Origin of the sequence: Paraburkholderia sabiae, from assembly GCF_030412785.1 — a bacterium.
In the GTDB taxonomy this organism is placed as follows: Bacteria; Pseudomonadota; Gammaproteobacteria; order Burkholderiales; family Burkholderiaceae; genus Paraburkholderia; species Paraburkholderia sabiae.
This window is the reverse complement of the sequence record NZ_CP125296.1, coordinates 2,240,834-2,257,290: the sequence shown is the minus strand read 5'-3', so window position 1 is coordinate 2,257,290 and position 16,457 is coordinate 2,240,834. Positions and strand designations below refer to the sequence as shown.

Below are 16,457 nucleotides of genomic sequence, written 5' to 3'. Positions count from 1 at the left end.
AACACACCACAAGGAAGCGTTGCGCAACACCGACTGCACGACAGTCGGCGATGGCAGCGCATTGTCTGGAGACGACAATGACATCCGTTTCTTCTTCGGGTATGACGGCCGAGACGCCGACCACCCTCGAACAGCAGGCAGTCAGAAAAGCGGCATGGCGCTTTATCCCGCTGCTTGCACTCGCGTATTTCTTCAACTATCTGGACCGCACCAGCGTCGGCTTCGCGGCGCTGACGATGAACCGCGACCTCGGCTTGACGGCAACGCAGTTCGGCTGGGGCGCGGGGATCATGTTCGCGGGCTACTGCATTTGCGAAGTGCCGAGCAATCTTGCGCTTTACCGATTCGGCGCGCGTCGCTGGCTTGCGCGCATCATGATCACGTGGGGCTTGATGGCCGCGGCCACCGCGCTCGCCGTGGGGCCGACCAGCTTCTACGTGATCCGTCTGCTGCTCGGGATTGGCGAAGCGGGCTTTTTCCCCGGCGTCATCTTCTTTCTCGCGGTGTGGTTTCCTGCCAGCTACCGGACGCGCGTCCTCGCGTGGTTCACGGTCTCGACGCCGTTGTCGTCGCTGGTCGGCGGTCCGTTGTCGTCGTGGCTTCTTCACCTCGACGGCATGCTTGGACTCGCGGGCTGGAAATGGATGTTCATCGTCGAAGGTCTTCCCGCGTGTCTGCTCGGGTACCTTGTTCTGAAGCTGCTTGCAGATAAACCTGCCGATGCGAAATGGCTGTCGACCGAAGAGCGCTACGCGCTGCAAGCTGCATTCGATCGCGAAGGATCGTCGGGACAAAAGAAGAAGGACTTTCGCGCGGCGATCAAGGATGTGCGCGTCTATGTGCTCGCCATGATCTCCTTCGGCTTCACGATGGGCTCGTACGGCATCGGCATCTGGTTGCCGCAGATGCTCAAGGCGCACGGCATGAGCGTCACGCAGACGGGCTGGTTTTCCGCCGTGCCGTACTTCTTCGCGACTATCGCACTGCTGTGGTGGGCTAAACGCGTCGATCGCAAAGGCGGCCACATTGCGAACCTCGCTGCAGGGCTTTTCATCGGTGCGATTGCGCTCGGTGTCTCGACGTACTTTCATCAACTGCTGCCCGCGATGGTCGGCATCACGTTGGCCCTGATCGGCACGATCGCGGGACGCACGATTTTCTACACGCTGCCTGCGCGCTTTCTTTCCGGTCAGGCGGCCGCTGGCGGACTGGCGCTGATCAATTCGATCGGTGCATTGGGCGGGTTTGCCGGTCCGTATCTCGTCGGCTACCTGAAGGACAGCTTCGGCACGTTCACCGCCGGGATGTTCGGTCTCGCGATCGTGCTCGGCATCACGACGCTGCTGACGCTTTCCCTTTACGCATTCAACCGGGGCGAACGATGACACGACACGCTCATTCGACGATGCGTCGCCAGCTTCTTCGCGCCGCCGCAGCGACGATCGCGATGCCCGCCGTCGCCGCCACGCAAGCACTCGCCAACGACACGACACGCACCATGAAGCCGACCAGCAACTATCTGCCTGTTCGATCCGAATGGCTCGCCGCCGGCACGGAGCCGGCGCTCGAACCGGCGATGCCGATCATCGACGCGCATCATCACTTCTACGACCGTCCGGGCTGGACGTATCTGCTAGACGAATATCTTCAGGATGCGCAATCCGGGCACAACATCACGGCTTCCGTGTACATGCAGGCGCTCACGCGTTATCGACAGTCGGGACCCGAGGAACTGCGGCCTGTTGGCGAGACGGAATATGTGATCGGTGCGACCGCGCCGACGCAGTCGCGCAAGCCGCAGGTCGCGAGAGGCATGGTCGGCCATGCGGATTTGCGGCGCGGCGCAGCGGTGCGTGAAGTTCTCGAAGCGCATCTTCAGGCCGCACAGGGGCGCTTTCGAGGCGTCCGTCACCTCGTCACGTGGGACGCGGACCAGACGCTCGTGAATCCGCTATCGGCCGTACCGCGTGGATTGCTGCTTGATCGCGACTATCGTGCGGGTGTCGCGCAGCTTGCGCCGCTCGGGCTGTCTTACGATGCGTGGCTCTTTTTCCCGCAGTTGCCAGAACTGTTCGATCTGGCGAAGGCTAATCCCGACACGCCGATCATCATCAATCACTGCGGTGGTGTCGTGCGGATCGCGAGCTATGAAGATAAACGCAAAGAGGTGTTCGAAAGCTGGTCGCGCTCGATGCGTGCACTGGCGCAACTGCCCAACGTGTATGTGAAGGTGGGCGGACTCGGCATGCGCATCAATGGATTCGACTTCGAGAAAGGCGAATTGCCGCCGTCGTCGACGCAACTTGCACAAGCATGGAAGCCGTGGATGCACACATGCATCGAAGCCTTCGGCGTCGACCGTTGCATGTTCGAGAGCAATTTCCCGGTAGACAAGGGCTCTTATCCGTATAGCAACGGCTGGAATGCGTTCAAGCGATTAACCGCGGATGCGAGTGCGAATGAACGGGAAGCGCTGTTTCGGGGAACGGTGTCGAAGGTTTATCGACTGGGATGAGTCGTTGAAGTGACTGCGGCGAAGGCCCGGCCTTTACCGCAGTCGGCAAGCGCTCCGACGCATGCGCGTCGGAGCGCTTCGCACGTCAGGTACGCAAAGGCCTCAACCCGTTGCGCACTTCATTCGCGAAGATCATCGGTTCTTCCCATGCCGCAAAGTGACCACCCGTTTCCGGTTTGTTGAAGTAAATCAGGTTGTGATAGGCCTTTTCGGTCCAGCTTTTCGGCGCCTGATAGTTTTCTCCGGGAAATGCACTGATAGCGGCCGGCACGTTGACGTCGGCGGCGAGGAAGAAGTTCGAGTGCGACTCCCAGTAGAAGCGTGACGCCGAGATGCCGGTGTTGGTCAGCCAGTAAAGCGTGATGTCATCGAGGATGTCGTCTCGCGTCAGCGCGCCTGCCGAGTGACCGTTGACGGGATGACCGAGTACGGCCGCGCTCAGCGCCGCTGCGGGCTGACCGTAGCCGTCGCCGTGGTCGAGCAGCCAGGACGCGAGTGCGATGGGCGAATCGGCGAGTCCGTACAGTGTCTGCGGGCGCGTGCCCATTTCGACAGCGTAGCCGCGCTTCTTCTTGAAGTTGGCGCTCAATTGCTCGTACGCGTGTTTTTCCTCATCCGACAGTCCGGCAGGCATCGCGTCGCCCGCGACCAGCGACTTCAGAATCTCAGCCGGAACGGTGGCAGGGAAGTTCACATGAATGCCGATCAGTTCGGGCGGCGCCTGCTTCGCCATAATGTTCGTGACGATGCCACCCAGATCACCGCCCTGCGACGCAAAGCGCTCATAGCCAAGGCGTTTCATCAACGTGACCCACGCGCGCGCGGTGCGCTCCGGTCCCCAGCCCGTTGTCGTTGGTCGCGCCGAAAAGCCGTAACCTGGCAATGACGGAATCACGAGATGAAACGCATCCGAAGCCGGTGCGCCATACGCAGTCGGATTGACGAGCGGGTCGATGATCTTGAACTGTTCGATGATCGAGCCCGGCCAGCCGTGCGTGACGATCAACGGCATCGCGTTCTCGTGCTTCGAGCGGACGTGGATGAAATGAATGTCAAGTCCGTCGACCTCAGTGATGAACTGCGGATAGGAGTTGAGCCGCGCCTCGCATTTGCGCCAGTCGTAGCCCGTTGCCCAGTATTGCGCGAGTCCCTGAATGGTCGCGAGCTGAATGCCTTGCGATTCGTCGGGCACCGTCTCGCGATCCGGCCAGCGCGTGGCCTTGATGCGACGTCGCATGTCGACGAGTTGCGAGTCGGGGACGTGCACGCGGAACGGCCGGATCGCGGTCTTGTCGCCGTTCGCGGGTTCGGTGATCTTGCCGATGGCCGGGCTCGTGTCCGCGAAAGCCAGCCTGCTCAGCGAGCCCGCAGCGAGCGCGGCAGCGGCCATGCCGACGAAATGGCGGCGCGATGAGGATGGGGGTGTGTCGTTAGACATGGATTCGTCTCCTGCCTTGATCTGCGCGTTGCGTTGCGCGTCTGCGATGCAATGCTCGCGATGGGCGTATTTGAGCGGGTGAACGTATCCCACTCGTGTCGGAAGGTGGGCGGTGTGTAAGCGCGCGTATCCGTATCTGTTTTGTCGATACGTCGGGATACAAAGGGAAGGGCGGCGTATCGGCGTGCGCGCCTGCATCGAGATCGCGTTCCGGGGTCGATTCCGAAAAGATATTCTCGTCGCGATCAAAATTTCATCGCTTTCTCGTCGCCGTGCGGTCGGTAATTGTGACTTCACGTAGCGAGCCGCACAGGCACGATTCTCCGCAGCCCGCGTCTTTGATGCAAAGTATGCTCTGCGTGCAGCGCAATAAGTCCAATAAATACCGGTTCGCGAAGCAAACCGACTGTGTACGACAAAAACGCCTTTTCTCAAATCTGTCATTAAGGCGGAATTTCCTTTCCAGAAATTAACATTGGAAAGAATCTCGCTAATTAGACGATTACCCGTCCGGAAGTATGTAAATCAAATCGTTAGACGGGTACTATTTACCCCGGTCGAACGGGCGAGTGCGAACGAGTTGCAGGCCCCCTTTTTTGCATACGCAAACAGGACTTGCGTATCGCATGGAGCGTCACATCGTAGAGCGGGCGATTTTCTAGCCGCCATTTCCCCGCATCGAAGAACGCGAGTCATTACGGTTATCAATAAGTACAACTTGATAATCGTGGAATGCTCACGTCCGTAGATCCGCTCGACCATCACACTTTTTTCTTCACAACTTTCTCGAGAGAACTCACTTGCGATGATTAAGCGACGTCAATTTCTTGGCAGCATGACGGCTCTGGGTGGCGGATACCTTCTGGGCACGTATGGACAAGCTTTCGGAGCCGTAGCCAGTGGAGCGTCGCCTGACGGCACGACGATTCCCTCGGCCTCCGTCATCATCGACAAGACGGGCTCGAGCTGGACAGTCAAGAAAGGCGTCGTGTATCGCAACGGCATGACCGTGGGCAACACGTATAACGTATCGCTGTTGCTCTGGTACGGCGGAAAGATGTGGCACATCGGCACGGGCGGGCAGTTCTATGTGTGTGCCGATCTCGACACCTGGCTGCCGTGCAGCGATCCGCGTGTCGATGTCGCAGCACCGGCGGGAATGTTCTACGGGATCAACGGACACTACGACTACACGTATTCGCCGACGAAGCTCGTATCGATCCTGAAGGGGATTGGCTGCACGACCTACCGCGTCGGATGTACCGACGATCCCGACCAGATCAAAGCCGTCTCCAAACTGGCGCAAGCGTTCCAGTCGAATGGAATTTCGATGCTGGTGCTGATCAACGTGGGCCTTTACGATTCGAACGGTGCTCTGTTCCCGAGCGAGTCTTCCGCATACAACCGCGGATTGCAGGCCGCCATGTCCGTTGCAAATGCACTCAAGCAATACGGCGTCACGATGTACGAATGCGGCAACGAATTGACGCGGCAAAAAGCGACGATTCTGGACTTCACCAACGCCGGCACCAAAGTACTCGACTTCAATAACCTGAACTGGCCCGTCATGCGCGGGATGCTGCGTGGAATGATCGACGGCGTGAAGGCCGTGCAGTCATCCGCGAAATGCGGCGTCAACTTCTGCGTGGCCGATATCGGCGCAGCGGACGCGTTGTGGGACGGCATGCAGCCGGACGGCTCGGGCGGGCACCCGAAAGTGCGCTGGGACATCACGACCTGGCACAACTACGAGGTGTACGGCAACATCTTCAACATCGGAATCGACGGCTCGGGTCCGGGCTTCGATCTTCCGACGTATTGCAAGGCCCGCTACGGCGTGCCGTTCATGATCACGGAATGGAACACGGGACCGGAGAAGGCGCAGGACTATCGCGCGGACTACATTACGAAAACGCTGGGCAATTTTTATCAGGGGCGGAAAACACGCAACATTCAGTCCGTGATGTATTACATCCTCGATAGCGGGAACAACACGTTCGGCATTATGAAAGATGGTGTCGCGCTGAATCCGCCGTACAGCGCGTTCGCGTCTTTCGTTAAAGCCAACCCCGACAAGTAATACCCACACGAATCGATCGGGAACGGCGTATGCGCGGCAATCGCCGCGCATAGGTACGGCGACGTCTCTCCTTTGCGCGCGATCGGACATTCGTCCGACCAGAGCTCAGCATCGGAGCGATTCCAATGGTTACGCCAGTTCCTCAGACGGCGCCCGCTGCGCGGTCCATACGGACGCGCGGCCGGCGCGCGAATGCGCTCGCCGCTTACGCGGGCAGTCCCGTGCGTCTGTTGTTCCGTTATGTCGGCCAGCATCCCGTCGAGCACGCGATGGTGACGCTCGCCATCGTTGCCGCCGTCGGCTGCACACTCGGCTCGCAATTTGCGATCCGCAATCTGATCGACGCGCTGCCCGGCGGCCGTGCGCATCCGGCGCAAGTCGTCAATGCGTTTCTCGTCATCGTAGGTCTGCTGTTCGCAGACAATCTGTTCTGGCGCGTCGCCGGATGGGCTAGCGTGCGAACCTTCGTCGCCGTAACGGGCGATGTGCGCCGCGAACTGTTCGGCTATCTGACGGGGCACTCGTCGGGGTATTTCTCGAACGTACAGCCGGGCACGCTCGCAAGCCGCATTTCGGCGACTGCCAATGCCGTGTTCACCATCGAAAACCTCACGGCGTGGAATGCATTGCCGCCGTTGTTGTCGGTAATCGGATCGGTCGTGCTGATCGGGTGGGTCAGCGTGTGGATGGCGCTCGCGCTCGTCGGCATTTCCGTGTGCATGACGTGCTTCCTGTTCTGGCTCGCGAGAAAAGGCGGGTCGCGGCATATGAATTTCGCTTCGCGCGCCGCTTCCGTCGACGGCGAACTGGTCGATGTGATCGGCAACATGCCGACAGTGCGCGCTTTCGTTGCGACGGCGCGCGAGTGTCTGCGTTTCGGCGGCATTCTCGAACAGGAAATGACGTCGCGCACGGCGAGCTTGCGGCACCTCGAAAAGCTCCGGTTGCTGCATGCCGTCGCGACCGTGCTGCTGTCGTGCGTGCTGTTGGGCTGGGTGCTGTGGCTATGGACAGAAGGACGTGCAACGACAGGCGACGTGGTGCTGGTCGGCTCGCTCGGCTTCGCGATTCTGCACGGCACGCGCGATCTTGCCGTTGCGCTCGTGGACATGGTGCAGCATGTCGCGCGTCTTGCCGATGCGGCGCAATCGCTGCTCGTGCCGCGCGAAATGGAAGAGAAAGTCGGCGTGCCGCCCTTGCAGATTCGCGACGCGAACATCGACTTCGAGAACGTGACGTTCTCGTATGCGGGCCGCCGCCGCGTGCTCGATCACTTCAGTCTTCACATTGATGCAGGCCAGCGCGTCGGGCTGGTCGGACCTTCGGGCGCGGGCAAGAGTACGGTGCTCGCGCTGTTGCAACGAGCGTTCGATCCGCCGTCGGGTTCGGGCGCCGTTTGCATCTCCGGGCAGCGTCTGTGCGATGTCAGTCTGGGGAGCCTGCGCGATGCCGTCGCTGTCGTGCCGCAAGACATTTCGCTCTTCAATCGCTCGCTGCTCGACAACCTGCGCTATGGCCGCCCCGATGCGACGGAAGCCGAGGTGCTACAGGCTTGCGAGCACGCCAATTGTGCCGATCTGATCCGCTCGCTGCCGGACGGGCTGCAGACCGTCGTCGGCGAGCGGGGCGCGCGGCTTTCGGGTGGGCAACGCCAGCGCATCGCGATCGCGCGAGCGTTCCTCAAGAATGCGCCGATCCTTCTGCTCGACGAAGCGACCTCCGCGCTCGACACCGAGTCGGAGGTGAAGATCCAGAAAGCACTCGACCGCTTGATGAAGGGGCGCACCGTGGTGGCGATCGCGCATCGTCTGTCGACATTGCAGAACTTCGACCGCATCGTGGTTATTCAACACGGCAGACTCGTCGACGACGGCGCGCCAAACGCCCTCGCCGACAGGCCCGGCATCTACCGCGATGTGCTGCTGCGGCGCGAGCGCCGCATGCAGGCGTGAGCGCCGCATGCAGGCGTGAGCGCTTGCTACGTCAGACGACTCAGACGTTGGGCGTTCCGCTCTGAGGATCGGCGGGCGTTGCGGGATCGGGGCTCGTCGCCGTGGGCGCGTAGTTGATCACGTTCGGCAGCCGCGGATTGCTCGTATTCGTGCTGTCCCGGACACGCCCCTGGATCGTACCGTTGTCCGTGATGCCCCAGAAATTGTTCGAGAAGTCCAGCGTGTGAACGGCGGACGCATCGTACGTGCCGTGCGATTCGATGACGGTCCGGTTCGGATTCGGCGAACCCTGCTTGAAGAGAAACGAGTTGTTTCGCGCGATGCCTGTCGGCTGCCCGCTCGGGAACGCATTGATCAGCACGAGCGGATCGACCATGTTGACGAACAGATTGTTCTGCATGATCACGGAAGGATCGAACGCAAAGGCCGCGGAGTCGACGAAGGTATTGAACTTGAGCGTCGCGTTGCTGAAGCTCGGATAGCCGTTCGTGCCCGCCTGATAAGTCGTCGAACCTGCGCGAACGATGGGCGTCACGTTCATGCGATAGGCCTGGCTATAGGTCATCGAGAAAGGCGCTGCATTGCTGATCTGGATGAACGCGTCTTCCAGATGCGTGTGCTGAATGTTGACGGTTCCGCCGCCGCTTTGACTGTCGATATTGCTGACGGTCACGCCAAGCAATTGCGCCTGATTGCTGCCGCCGACATTCATGCCTCCCGCCACGTTGACGATGCCTTTCGTCGGAATCTGGCCGATGCAGTCGGATGTGCAAGGCAAAGGCTTGAGTCCCTCGACGATGGTGTTGTCCGCGACCGTGAGCGTGACGCCTTTTGCGACCCGCACGGTGCCTGCGATGAAGTACGGCGAACCGCTCGCACTCCATGTCGTGTCCGCGGAAATGACCGTGCCGTCCGGAATGATCGTGACGGGCAGTGCATAGACGTATGCCGTCACGACTTTGCCGCTCGCATCGGTACAGGCTTGTGTGGCGTCCGTCGTGAACGGCCCGCCCGTACACGTGTGCGTAGCGGGCGCGGCGGACGCCGTGCCCGTGCTGCTATTGCCGCCTCCGCCGCCGCCACACGCTGCGAGAGAAATGGCGGCCAGTATGATCAGATTCGATTTCATTTTTTTTGTCCCTGAGTGATCGATTTTTTGTGTTTATGCGCTGGAGCCGGCTTGCGATGACTCCAGCGTTTATGTCGCTGAAGCCTCTACGGCAATGGCCTGTTGAGAACCTGCGTCACGGACGCAAACGTCTTGCAGATCGGCATTTCCCGACTGCATGAGAGCGGCCGCACGATATTCGGTCGGAGACATACCGGTGACGCGACGCAGGACCTTGCCCAGGCGATCGCCACTGTTGAACCCGACGCGCCGCGCGATCTTGTCGGCGGGCAGCGTCGTCGTGACGAGCAGGCGACACGCTGCTTCGAGTCGCACCTGCTGCAGGTATTCGGCGGGAGAGGTGCCCTTGTATGTCTGGAAGTAGCGCAGCAGAGTGCGCTCGCTGACGGCCGATGCTTCGGCAATGTCGGTAACGGTCAGCTCGCGCTGGCAGTTGTCCCTGATCCACCGTGTCGCGAAGTGCACTTTGTCGGCGGGGGTTCTTGCCGTATCGAGCAACGCGGGAAGATCGAGTTCGCCTGTCGAAAGACGCACTGCCTGCAGCGCGAGTTCATCGCCGAGATTCAGCCGGACGATATCGAACACCGCGCGAAGAACGGGTACGGTGCGGTTCTTTGTCGTCGTCGTGCTGCTGCCGTCCGCGAAAGCCGACAGAAACGCAATGGTCGCGCCGCGACTCTGCATCCGCTGGAGCCACGGCGCGTGCACGACTTCGAACGGCGGGTTGCTTTGCCGTGGTGTGCTTGCGATGAGTACGTGCTCGAACCGTTGATCGAGCGCGTCTTCAAGAGAACGTGTCGAAACGGAAATGGAAAAAGCGCATCGGACATATCCACCCGCTGCAGACAGATAATGCGTTTCATATAAAACGCTCTCCGCATGCTTCGAATTCGACAGACCGCCCGCATATTCGAGCGATTCGGCGAGTGTGCTCACGCCGAGCAGATCGCAGCCTTCCGACAGTACGATTGCTACGTGCTTCGTTGAAACGGAGCGGCCATTCGCTCCCTGATTCGCGCCAACGGTATTCATCGAAAGTCCCCGGCAGTTCGACCTTCCGCGCTATCTCAGCGCGGGGTTGGGGCGATATTGCCGCAGTGGAACAGGGCGCTATGTTAGGAAACGAACGTGGCTAAATAAATGGTTAATAATTACATCGCATAGCGAATCAAATGCAGAAGTAGTTACTTGTCGTGGGCAAAACCTAAAGGCGAATCTCGTGTGAGAAGCGATCTCATTGCTATGCAAGGCGTGTAATGAGGGCATTCAGGTCACACGCGGAGTCATATCGGGGAGCGATGAGTCATGCATCGACGAGCCGGCGTTTCGCAAGCCGTCGAGCAGTGCGATGAGCGTGTCGGGCTCGACGGGTTTGACGAAGTGATAATCGAAGCCCGCTTCTTTCGAGCGCGCGACATCGTCGGCCTGACCGTATCCTGTCGTCGCAATCAGAATGGCATCCGACAAAGACGGCATCGCCTTCAGACGGCGCGCGGTTTCATAGCCGTCCATGCCGGGCAGTCCGATATCCAGCAGCACGACATCGGGCGCTTCGCTCTGGCACTCCTTTAGCGCGCCGAGTCCGTCTACCGCTGTGCGCACATGATGCCCCGTCATTTCCAATAATGCCGCGAGCGACTCGGCTGCATCGATGTTGTCGTCGACAACCAGGACATGCAGTCCGCGCTGCGCAATCGGCGGCGCGTGAACGGGTGGATCGGTGACGGCTGATGGAGCCTGCACGACAGGCAACGTGACGATCATCTGCGTCCCGAGTCCGAGACCGCCGCTTTGCGCTTCGACTGAACCGCCGTGCATATCCACCAGCGATCTCACGACGGAGAGTCCGATACCCAAGCCGCCTTGCGCACGATCCAGCGCGCGATTGGACTGTGAAAACAATTCGAATATCTCAGGCAGTTCTTCCGGCGAAATACCCGTGCCGTTATCTTTGACCGACACGACGACCTGCTCCGAGTCGGCCGTCGCATTGATTTCTATCGCGCCGCCATCGGATGTGTATTTCGCGGCGTTGTCGAGAAGATTGCCGAATACCTGCGCCATACGCGTCGGGTCGGCATTCAGATAGACGACTTCCTGCGGCAGCATCATGTTCAGAGAATGATGTCGGGCCTCGATGGAAGGCGTGGCTGCGTCGACGGCTGCCGTCAGGATCGAACCGAGTTCGATCGGCACGCATTTCAGCGTGACTTTCCCCGTCGTGATGCGCGACACGTCGAGCAGATCTTCGAGCAATCCCGCCAGATGACGGCTCTGCCGTTCGATCATTTCGCGCGCCCAGCGCACGCGTGGCGGAAGCGTCTCGTCTGCCATGCGGATGGCTTCGGCAGCATTGCGGATCGGCGCGAGTGGATTGCGCAACTCATGCGCGAGCATCGCCAGAAACTCGTCTTTCTGACGAGCGGCGCTGAGCAGCCGGGCATTGGCTGCGGCGCGTTCGGCAATCATCGCGCGTGCCTGATACTGGCGTCGCCTCGCTCTCAACGCGCCGCGCGCTGCGCTCACCAGCGCCTCACCGCTCATCGGCCGCTCGATCAGGATGACGTTGCCGAGCACTTCCATGCGGCGGCCTTCCGTCGGCAGCGTGCCTTTTCTGCCGTTGCCGCCGAGCAGGATGAACGGGAAATCGGACCACGGCGGCTGCACGCTCAACCACTCGGCGACCCATTGCAACGCGCGTGAATCGAGCGCTTCATCCGCTATCAGCGCGCACGCCGCGCCCTGATTGAGCGACTCGACCATGCGCCCGACGTCCTGACAAACGATACACGCCATGCCTTCACAGGAAAGCACGTGCTCGACAACCTGTGCGTCTCGCCCGCGGGGCGCAACGATAAGAATCCGTTCCTCCAAACACGCCCCCTTATTCGTGCGGCCGTTCGCTCAGCAGCGCCTGGCGACCGCGGTAAGTCGGCAATCCGGCGAGCACGCCTTCGAAGTCCTTCAGCGGCGATCCGAGACGCAAGCCGCCAGGGCCGACGCGGAACTCGCGTATCGTGCGTTCGTGCGTACCCGTGCGGCTCTTCAGCACCGACAGCGCCGAGAGCACTTCGCCCGCGCTTTCGAAGAATCGGAATACGAGGAGCGCATCGCTCAGATAGCTGAGGTCGATATCCGACGCGACGTTGCCGATGAGCCCGTGCTGTCCGAGCACCATCAGCGTCGTGATGCCTTGCTGGTTGAGATACGCGAGGAGTTCATGCATTTGCAGCAGCAGGTAGCGATGGCCCGGCATCGCCTGCATGTACGCGTTGAGGCTGTCGATGACAACCATCGACACGCCCGCGTTCTCGACCCCGTCCCGCACGAGCGTCGAAAACTGGCCGGGCGACATCTCCGCAGGATCGATCTGCTGAAGCATCAACTGGCCGTTCTCGATGTAGCTGTCGAGAGCCATGTCCAGTTGCCTGCATCTCGACAGCAGAATGCCAAGCGTTTCATCGAACAACAGGTACTTGACGCTCTCGCCGCGCTCCAGCGCACTCAGCGCGCAACGTATCGCGGTCGTCGTCTTGCCGGCGCCGGCTGGCCCGACCAGCAACGTGTTGGTGCCGGGCGTCAGGCCGCCGCCCAGCAGCGCGTCCAGTTCGGGCACGCCCGTCGATTGCGCGGAAGGATTGAAATCCCGGCGATGGATCGCGGCAACGAGGCGCGGATAGACAGTGACGCCGCCCGTGTCGAGCCTGAAGTCGTGATAGCCCCCGGCGAACTTGATGCCGCGCATCTTGACGATGCGCAGCCTGCGCTGTTCGACGCCATACGCCGGCACGGTCTGATCGAGATCGATCACGCCGTGCGTGATGCTGTGAAGTTGCAGATCGCCGGGCTGCGACGTTTTATCGTCGAGCAACCACAACGTGCAGCCGAGCGTCGAAAAAAACTGCTTCAGGGCCAGCACCTGACGCCGGTATTTCAGCGCATCCTGGGCGAGCAGACGCAGTTCGGACAGGCTGTCGAACACCACGCGGCGCGGATTGATGCTGAGCACCACGCGCCGGACTTCGTCGATGGTCTCCCCGAGTTCCACTTCGGAGGGATGCAGGATCGACTGCCCGGCTTCGGCGGCCAGCCCTTCCGTGCTGACGAGCTCGTGGATGGGCAAGCCATCCAGCGACCAGTGGTGAGACGCGGCGACGGCGCGCAGTTCGGCGGCCGTTTCGGACAATGTGATGTACAGCCCCGGCTCGCCGCGCCGCATCCCTTCGAGAAGGAAATGCAGACCCAGAGTAGTTTTTCCGGCACCGGGCACGCCTTCTATCAGGTACACCCGGTTGGCAACGAGACCACCGTTCAACACATCGTCGAGGCCCGGCACGCCCGTCGATATGCGGGGAGGCGCGGCATCGTCGAGGTTACGTGTGAGATCGGCTTGCGACATGTTCCAGTTCATGTAAGTGATGGCGCGGTAGATGGAGCAAGCTTTATGCCAATCAGGTCATCGCGTCTGGATCAGCCGCTTGCGGCGCGACGTCGCCGGTTCGGCTGCCCGGTTCCTGCGCGGTCAATGACGACAGCAGCTTGAGCAGCCCTTCGGCGTTGACGGGCTTGACGAAGTGATAGTCGAAGCCCGCCGACTGCGCCCTGAGCCGGTCTTCGGCCTGTCCGTATCCTGTGATCGCGATCAGAAAGGGCAGCGTCTCGTCCTTCGGGCGAAGCCGCCGCGCCAGCTCGTAACCGTCGATGTCGGGCAAGCCGATGTCGAGCAGCGCGGCGTCCGGGCGCAATTGCGCCGCCGCTTCGATCGCTTCGACGGAGGAATACGCGGTGCGCGTCGAATGGCCTTCCAGTTCGCACAACATCGCGAGCGAATCGGCGGCGTCGCGATTGTCGTCGACGATCAGTAGCCGCAACGCGGTCGACTTCGCGCTCGCGGCGGGCTCGGACAACACCTGCGCCGAATGGCGTTCGTGATGATGCAGACGCGGCAGCCGGACCGTCACCGTCGTGCCACGGCCTTCGCCTTCGCTTTGCACGGTGATCGTGCCGTCGTGCAGCTCCACCAGCTTTTTCACTAGCGAGAGACCGATGCCGAGACCGCCGCTCGAACGATCGAGCGTGCGTTCGCCTTGCGAAAACAGTTCGAACACCTTGGGCAGAAGCTCGGCGGAAATGCCGGTGCCCGTGTCAGTCGTTACGATCTCGACGGATTGCTCGTCGGCGCGCGCGCTGATCGAAATGTTGCCTTTTTCAGGGGTGTATTTGCTCGCGTTGTTGAGGATGTTCACGAGGATCTGCGAAATGCGCGTGGCGTCGCCGCGCACCCATGCCGTCGCGTCGGACACGTCCACGTGCATGTGCTGTCCGCGTGCCTCGACGGATGCCGCCATTGCTTCGACCGCGTGATACACGGCCGTGCCGACCAGAAGCGGCTCGAGTTGAAGGGCGATCCGGCCTTGTGTAATACGCGACACTTCGAGCAGATCGTCGACGATGCGCGTCATGTGCTCCGTCTGTCTGCGCATCAGTTTGATGAGACCGGCGGAACGCTGGTCGATGCCGTCCTGCTTCTCGAACAGCGCGATCGCCGTGCGGATCGGCGCGAGCGGATTGCGCAGTTCGTGCGCGAGCATCGCGAGAAATTCGTCCTTGCGGCGATCGGTTTCGCGCAGCATCAGCTCCATGCGCTTGCGATCCGTGATGTCCACCACGCTTGCGATGAGCCGCAGCGGTTTGCCGTCGGCGGCGCGCTGGAGCAACGCGCTGCCTTCCATCCATTGCTCGCCGCCCGGGCTCTGCACGCGGAACTCGAAATGCGCGCCCGGATCGCCGCCCGCCGCAAGCTCGCGCACATAACGGTCGAGCACGGGACGATCATCGGGATGCACGCGCGACAGTGCGGCCTCGTAGGCGAGCGTCTCGCGTTCCTGCGGTTCGCCCGCCACTTCGAAGGACAATGTCCACGACGCGACATCGAGCGCGACGATATGAATTTCCGCTGCCTGCATCGCCACGTTAAGACGCAGACTGCGTGCTTCTATTGCGGCTTGCGCTTCGTGTTGCGCAGTGACGTCGGTGGTGGTGCCGAACCACTCCTGCAACGTGCCATGTTCGTCGTAGAGCGGCGCGGCATGCGCCTGAACCATCCGGTAGCGGCCGTCGTAGCGACGCATGCGAAACGTGATCGAGCCAGCCGTGCCCTTCTGCAGAACGTCGAGCCATGCTTCGCGCGCGACCTCGCGATCGTCGGGATGAACGAAATCGAGCCATCCCCAGTTTTCGAGCCGCACAGGATTCGCGCCCGTGAACTTTCCCCACGGCTCATCGGCAGGACGGATTTCTCCGTCGGGATGCGCGGACCAGACGAGCGCGCCCGTCGATTCGACGAGGGCACGGTAACGCCGCTCGCTCAGGATGAGGCTGTCTTCGGCGGCGCGCTGCCGGGAAATATCGAAGGTGACGCCGTGCACGCGGGCAAGCTCGCCCTGTCCGTCGAATTCCGCGTGGCCGCGCATGCGCAGCCAGCGCGCCGGGTGTGTGTCGTTGTCGAGCACGAAATCGAATTCGAAGGGACCGCCGCACTGCAGCGCCCGTTCGACCTTCTGCTGAAACGGCTCGCGGTACTCGGGCGCAACCCGGTTCCACAGATCGGATAGCGCGACTGCCTCGGTGCCCGGCGGAAACGAATAAAGCTCGGCGAGTTGCTCGGTCATGCGCACCTCGCGGTTCTTCATGTCCCATTCCCATGCGCCCATCCGCGCGCCGTGGAACGCGGCCTTCAGCCTGCGCTCGCTCGCTTCGTACATCGCCCACGCGTGACGGCAATGATGGATGTCCGTGGCCACGCCGACGGTGTCGCCGATGCGGCCGCTTTCGTCGCGCTGCGCCTGCAGATGCAGCGTGTGCCAATGGAACACGCGATCGCCGCGCAGAAGGCGCACGTCGACGTTGCGCAACAGGCTTCCATCGCCCATCGTGCGAACGGCGTCGAGCACGGAATTGATATCGTCGGGATGCACGAAATCCCGCCACGTGCGCCCGATGATCTGCTCGGCGGGGATGCCGAGGTAGCGCGACGCCCATGGGTTGACATAGCGCACGAGCCCATCGCGATCGGCGCGCCAGACAAACGAAGGCAGGAAATGAGCAGGATCGTACATATGCGCTCCTTCTCTGGGCACGCAGGCGTGCCGCCTTGCTCTTTTCAGCGATGCAACGAGCTTTTACTCATCGAGCCAATCCGGTCCGATGCGCGCCGATCACCGGTGGACGAACCGGCGATCGTTCGCGATGCGACGTCTGGCTAGGGGCTGAGCATATGGCGGACCTGTGGCGCCTCAGCGTCGGGCTGCTGTGGGTCCACGGCTGCAGGTCCACCGCTGTAG

At 61.4% G+C, this 16,457-nt stretch carries 10 protein-coding genes; 4 read left to right on the top strand and 6 right to left on the bottom strand.

Translation table 11 applies throughout. The features are described 5' to 3' along the window. The first annotated feature begins 77 nt into the window (after positions 1-77). Positions 78-1,385: an MFS transporter gene (locus tag QEN71_RS39525; protein WP_201649531.1), complete on the top strand. Its 1,308-nt coding sequence runs from the start codon at positions 78-80 to the stop codon at positions 1,383-1,385. Next, positions 1,382-2,515, top strand: coding sequence for an amidohydrolase family protein (locus QEN71_RS39520; RefSeq protein WP_233471753.1), 1,134 nt, complete (start codon positions 1,382-1,384; stop codon positions 2,513-2,515). The genes QEN71_RS39525 and QEN71_RS39520 overlap by 4 nt, the downstream gene beginning before the upstream one ends. An 85-nt stretch (positions 2,516-2,600) precedes the next feature. Here the strand turns inward: QEN71_RS39520 and QEN71_RS39515 are convergent, their stop codons facing one another. After that, positions 2,601-3,953 carry an epoxide hydrolase family protein gene (locus QEN71_RS39515; protein WP_201649533.1) on the bottom strand — a complete coding sequence of 451 codons (1,353 nt, stop codon included), beginning with the start codon at positions 3,951-3,953 and terminating at the stop codon, positions 2,601-2,603. Positions 3,954-4,758: 805 nt separating this feature from the next. Between QEN71_RS39515 and QEN71_RS39510 the strand changes: the two genes are divergently transcribed. Both QEN71_RS39510 and QEN71_RS39505 read left to right on the top strand, forming a co-directional pair. Continuing rightward, positions 4,759-6,033: a hypothetical protein gene (locus tag QEN71_RS39510; RefSeq protein ID WP_201649535.1), complete on the top strand. Its 1,275-nt coding sequence runs from the start codon at positions 4,759-4,761 to the stop codon at positions 6,031-6,033. A 125-nt stretch (positions 6,034-6,158) separates the two neighbouring features. Further along, positions 6,159-7,985, top strand: a complete 1,827-nt coding sequence (locus QEN71_RS39505; RefSeq protein ID WP_201649537.1) for an ABC transporter ATP-binding protein — start codon at positions 6,159-6,161, stop codon at positions 7,983-7,985. A gap of 40 nt (positions 7,986-8,025) precedes the next feature. Here QEN71_RS39505 and QEN71_RS39500 read toward each other — a convergent pair whose 3' ends face one another. From QEN71_RS39500 to QEN71_RS39480, 5 genes are all read right to left on the bottom strand, one after another. Continuing rightward, a complete protein-coding gene (locus QEN71_RS39500; RefSeq protein WP_201649539.1) occupies positions 8,026-9,114 on the bottom strand; it encodes a hypothetical protein in 1,089 nt (362 codons plus the stop codon). 69 nt (positions 9,115-9,183) lie between these two features. Then, positions 9,184-10,146, bottom strand: a complete 963-nt coding sequence (locus QEN71_RS39495) for a helix-turn-helix domain-containing protein (protein ID WP_201649541.1) — start codon at positions 10,144-10,146, stop codon at positions 9,184-9,186. A gap of 234 nt (positions 10,147-10,380) precedes the next feature. Further along, positions 10,381-11,877 carry a hybrid sensor histidine kinase/response regulator gene (locus tag QEN71_RS39490; protein ID WP_223957265.1) on the bottom strand — a complete coding sequence of 499 codons (1,497 nt, stop codon included), beginning with the start codon at positions 11,875-11,877 and terminating at the stop codon, positions 10,381-10,383. Between the two features lie 121 nt (positions 11,878-11,998). Further along, a complete protein-coding gene (locus tag QEN71_RS39485; RefSeq protein WP_201649545.1) occupies positions 11,999-13,513 on the bottom strand; it encodes an ATPase domain-containing protein in 1,515 nt (504 codons plus the stop codon). Positions 13,514-13,565: 52 nt separating this feature from the next. Further along, positions 13,566-16,232: a hybrid sensor histidine kinase/response regulator gene (locus QEN71_RS39480; protein WP_201649554.1), complete on the bottom strand. Its 2,667-nt coding sequence runs from the start codon at positions 16,230-16,232 to the stop codon at positions 13,566-13,568. Between the last annotated feature and the right edge of the window lie 225 nt (positions 16,233-16,457).

Coding starts and splice junctions, on each gene's coding strand:
- QEN71_RS39500 (WP_201649539.1), bottom strand. CDS start 9,114: ATGAAATCGAATCTGATCATACTGGCCGCCATTTCTCTCGCAGCGTGT.
- QEN71_RS39480 (WP_201649554.1), bottom strand. CDS start 16,232: ATGTACGATCCTGCTCATTTCCTGCCTTCGTTTGTCTGGCGCGCCGAT.
- QEN71_RS39520 (WP_233471753.1), top strand. CDS start 1,382: ATGACACGACACGCTCATTCGACGATGCGTCGCCAGCTTCTTCGCGCC.
- QEN71_RS39495 (WP_201649541.1), bottom strand. CDS start 10,146: ATGAATACCGTTGGCGCGAATCAGGGAGCGAATGGCCGCTCCGTTTCA.
- QEN71_RS39515 (WP_201649533.1), bottom strand. CDS start 3,953: ATGTCTAACGACACACCCCCATCCTCATCGCGCCGCCATTTCGTCGGC.
- QEN71_RS39490 (WP_223957265.1), bottom strand. CDS start 11,877: ATGGTCGAGTCGCTCAATCAGGGCGCGGCGTGCGCGCTGATAGCGGAT.
- QEN71_RS39485 (WP_201649545.1), bottom strand. CDS start 13,513: ATGTCGCAAGCCGATCTCACACGTAACCTCGACGATGCCGCGCCTCCC.
- QEN71_RS39510 (WP_201649535.1), top strand. CDS start 4,759: ATGATTAAGCGACGTCAATTTCTTGGCAGCATGACGGCTCTGGGTGGC.
- QEN71_RS39505 (WP_201649537.1), top strand. CDS start 6,159: ATGGTTACGCCAGTTCCTCAGACGGCGCCCGCTGCGCGGTCCATACGG.
- QEN71_RS39525 (WP_201649531.1), top strand. CDS start 78: ATGACATCCGTTTCTTCTTCGGGTATGACGGCCGAGACGCCGACCACC.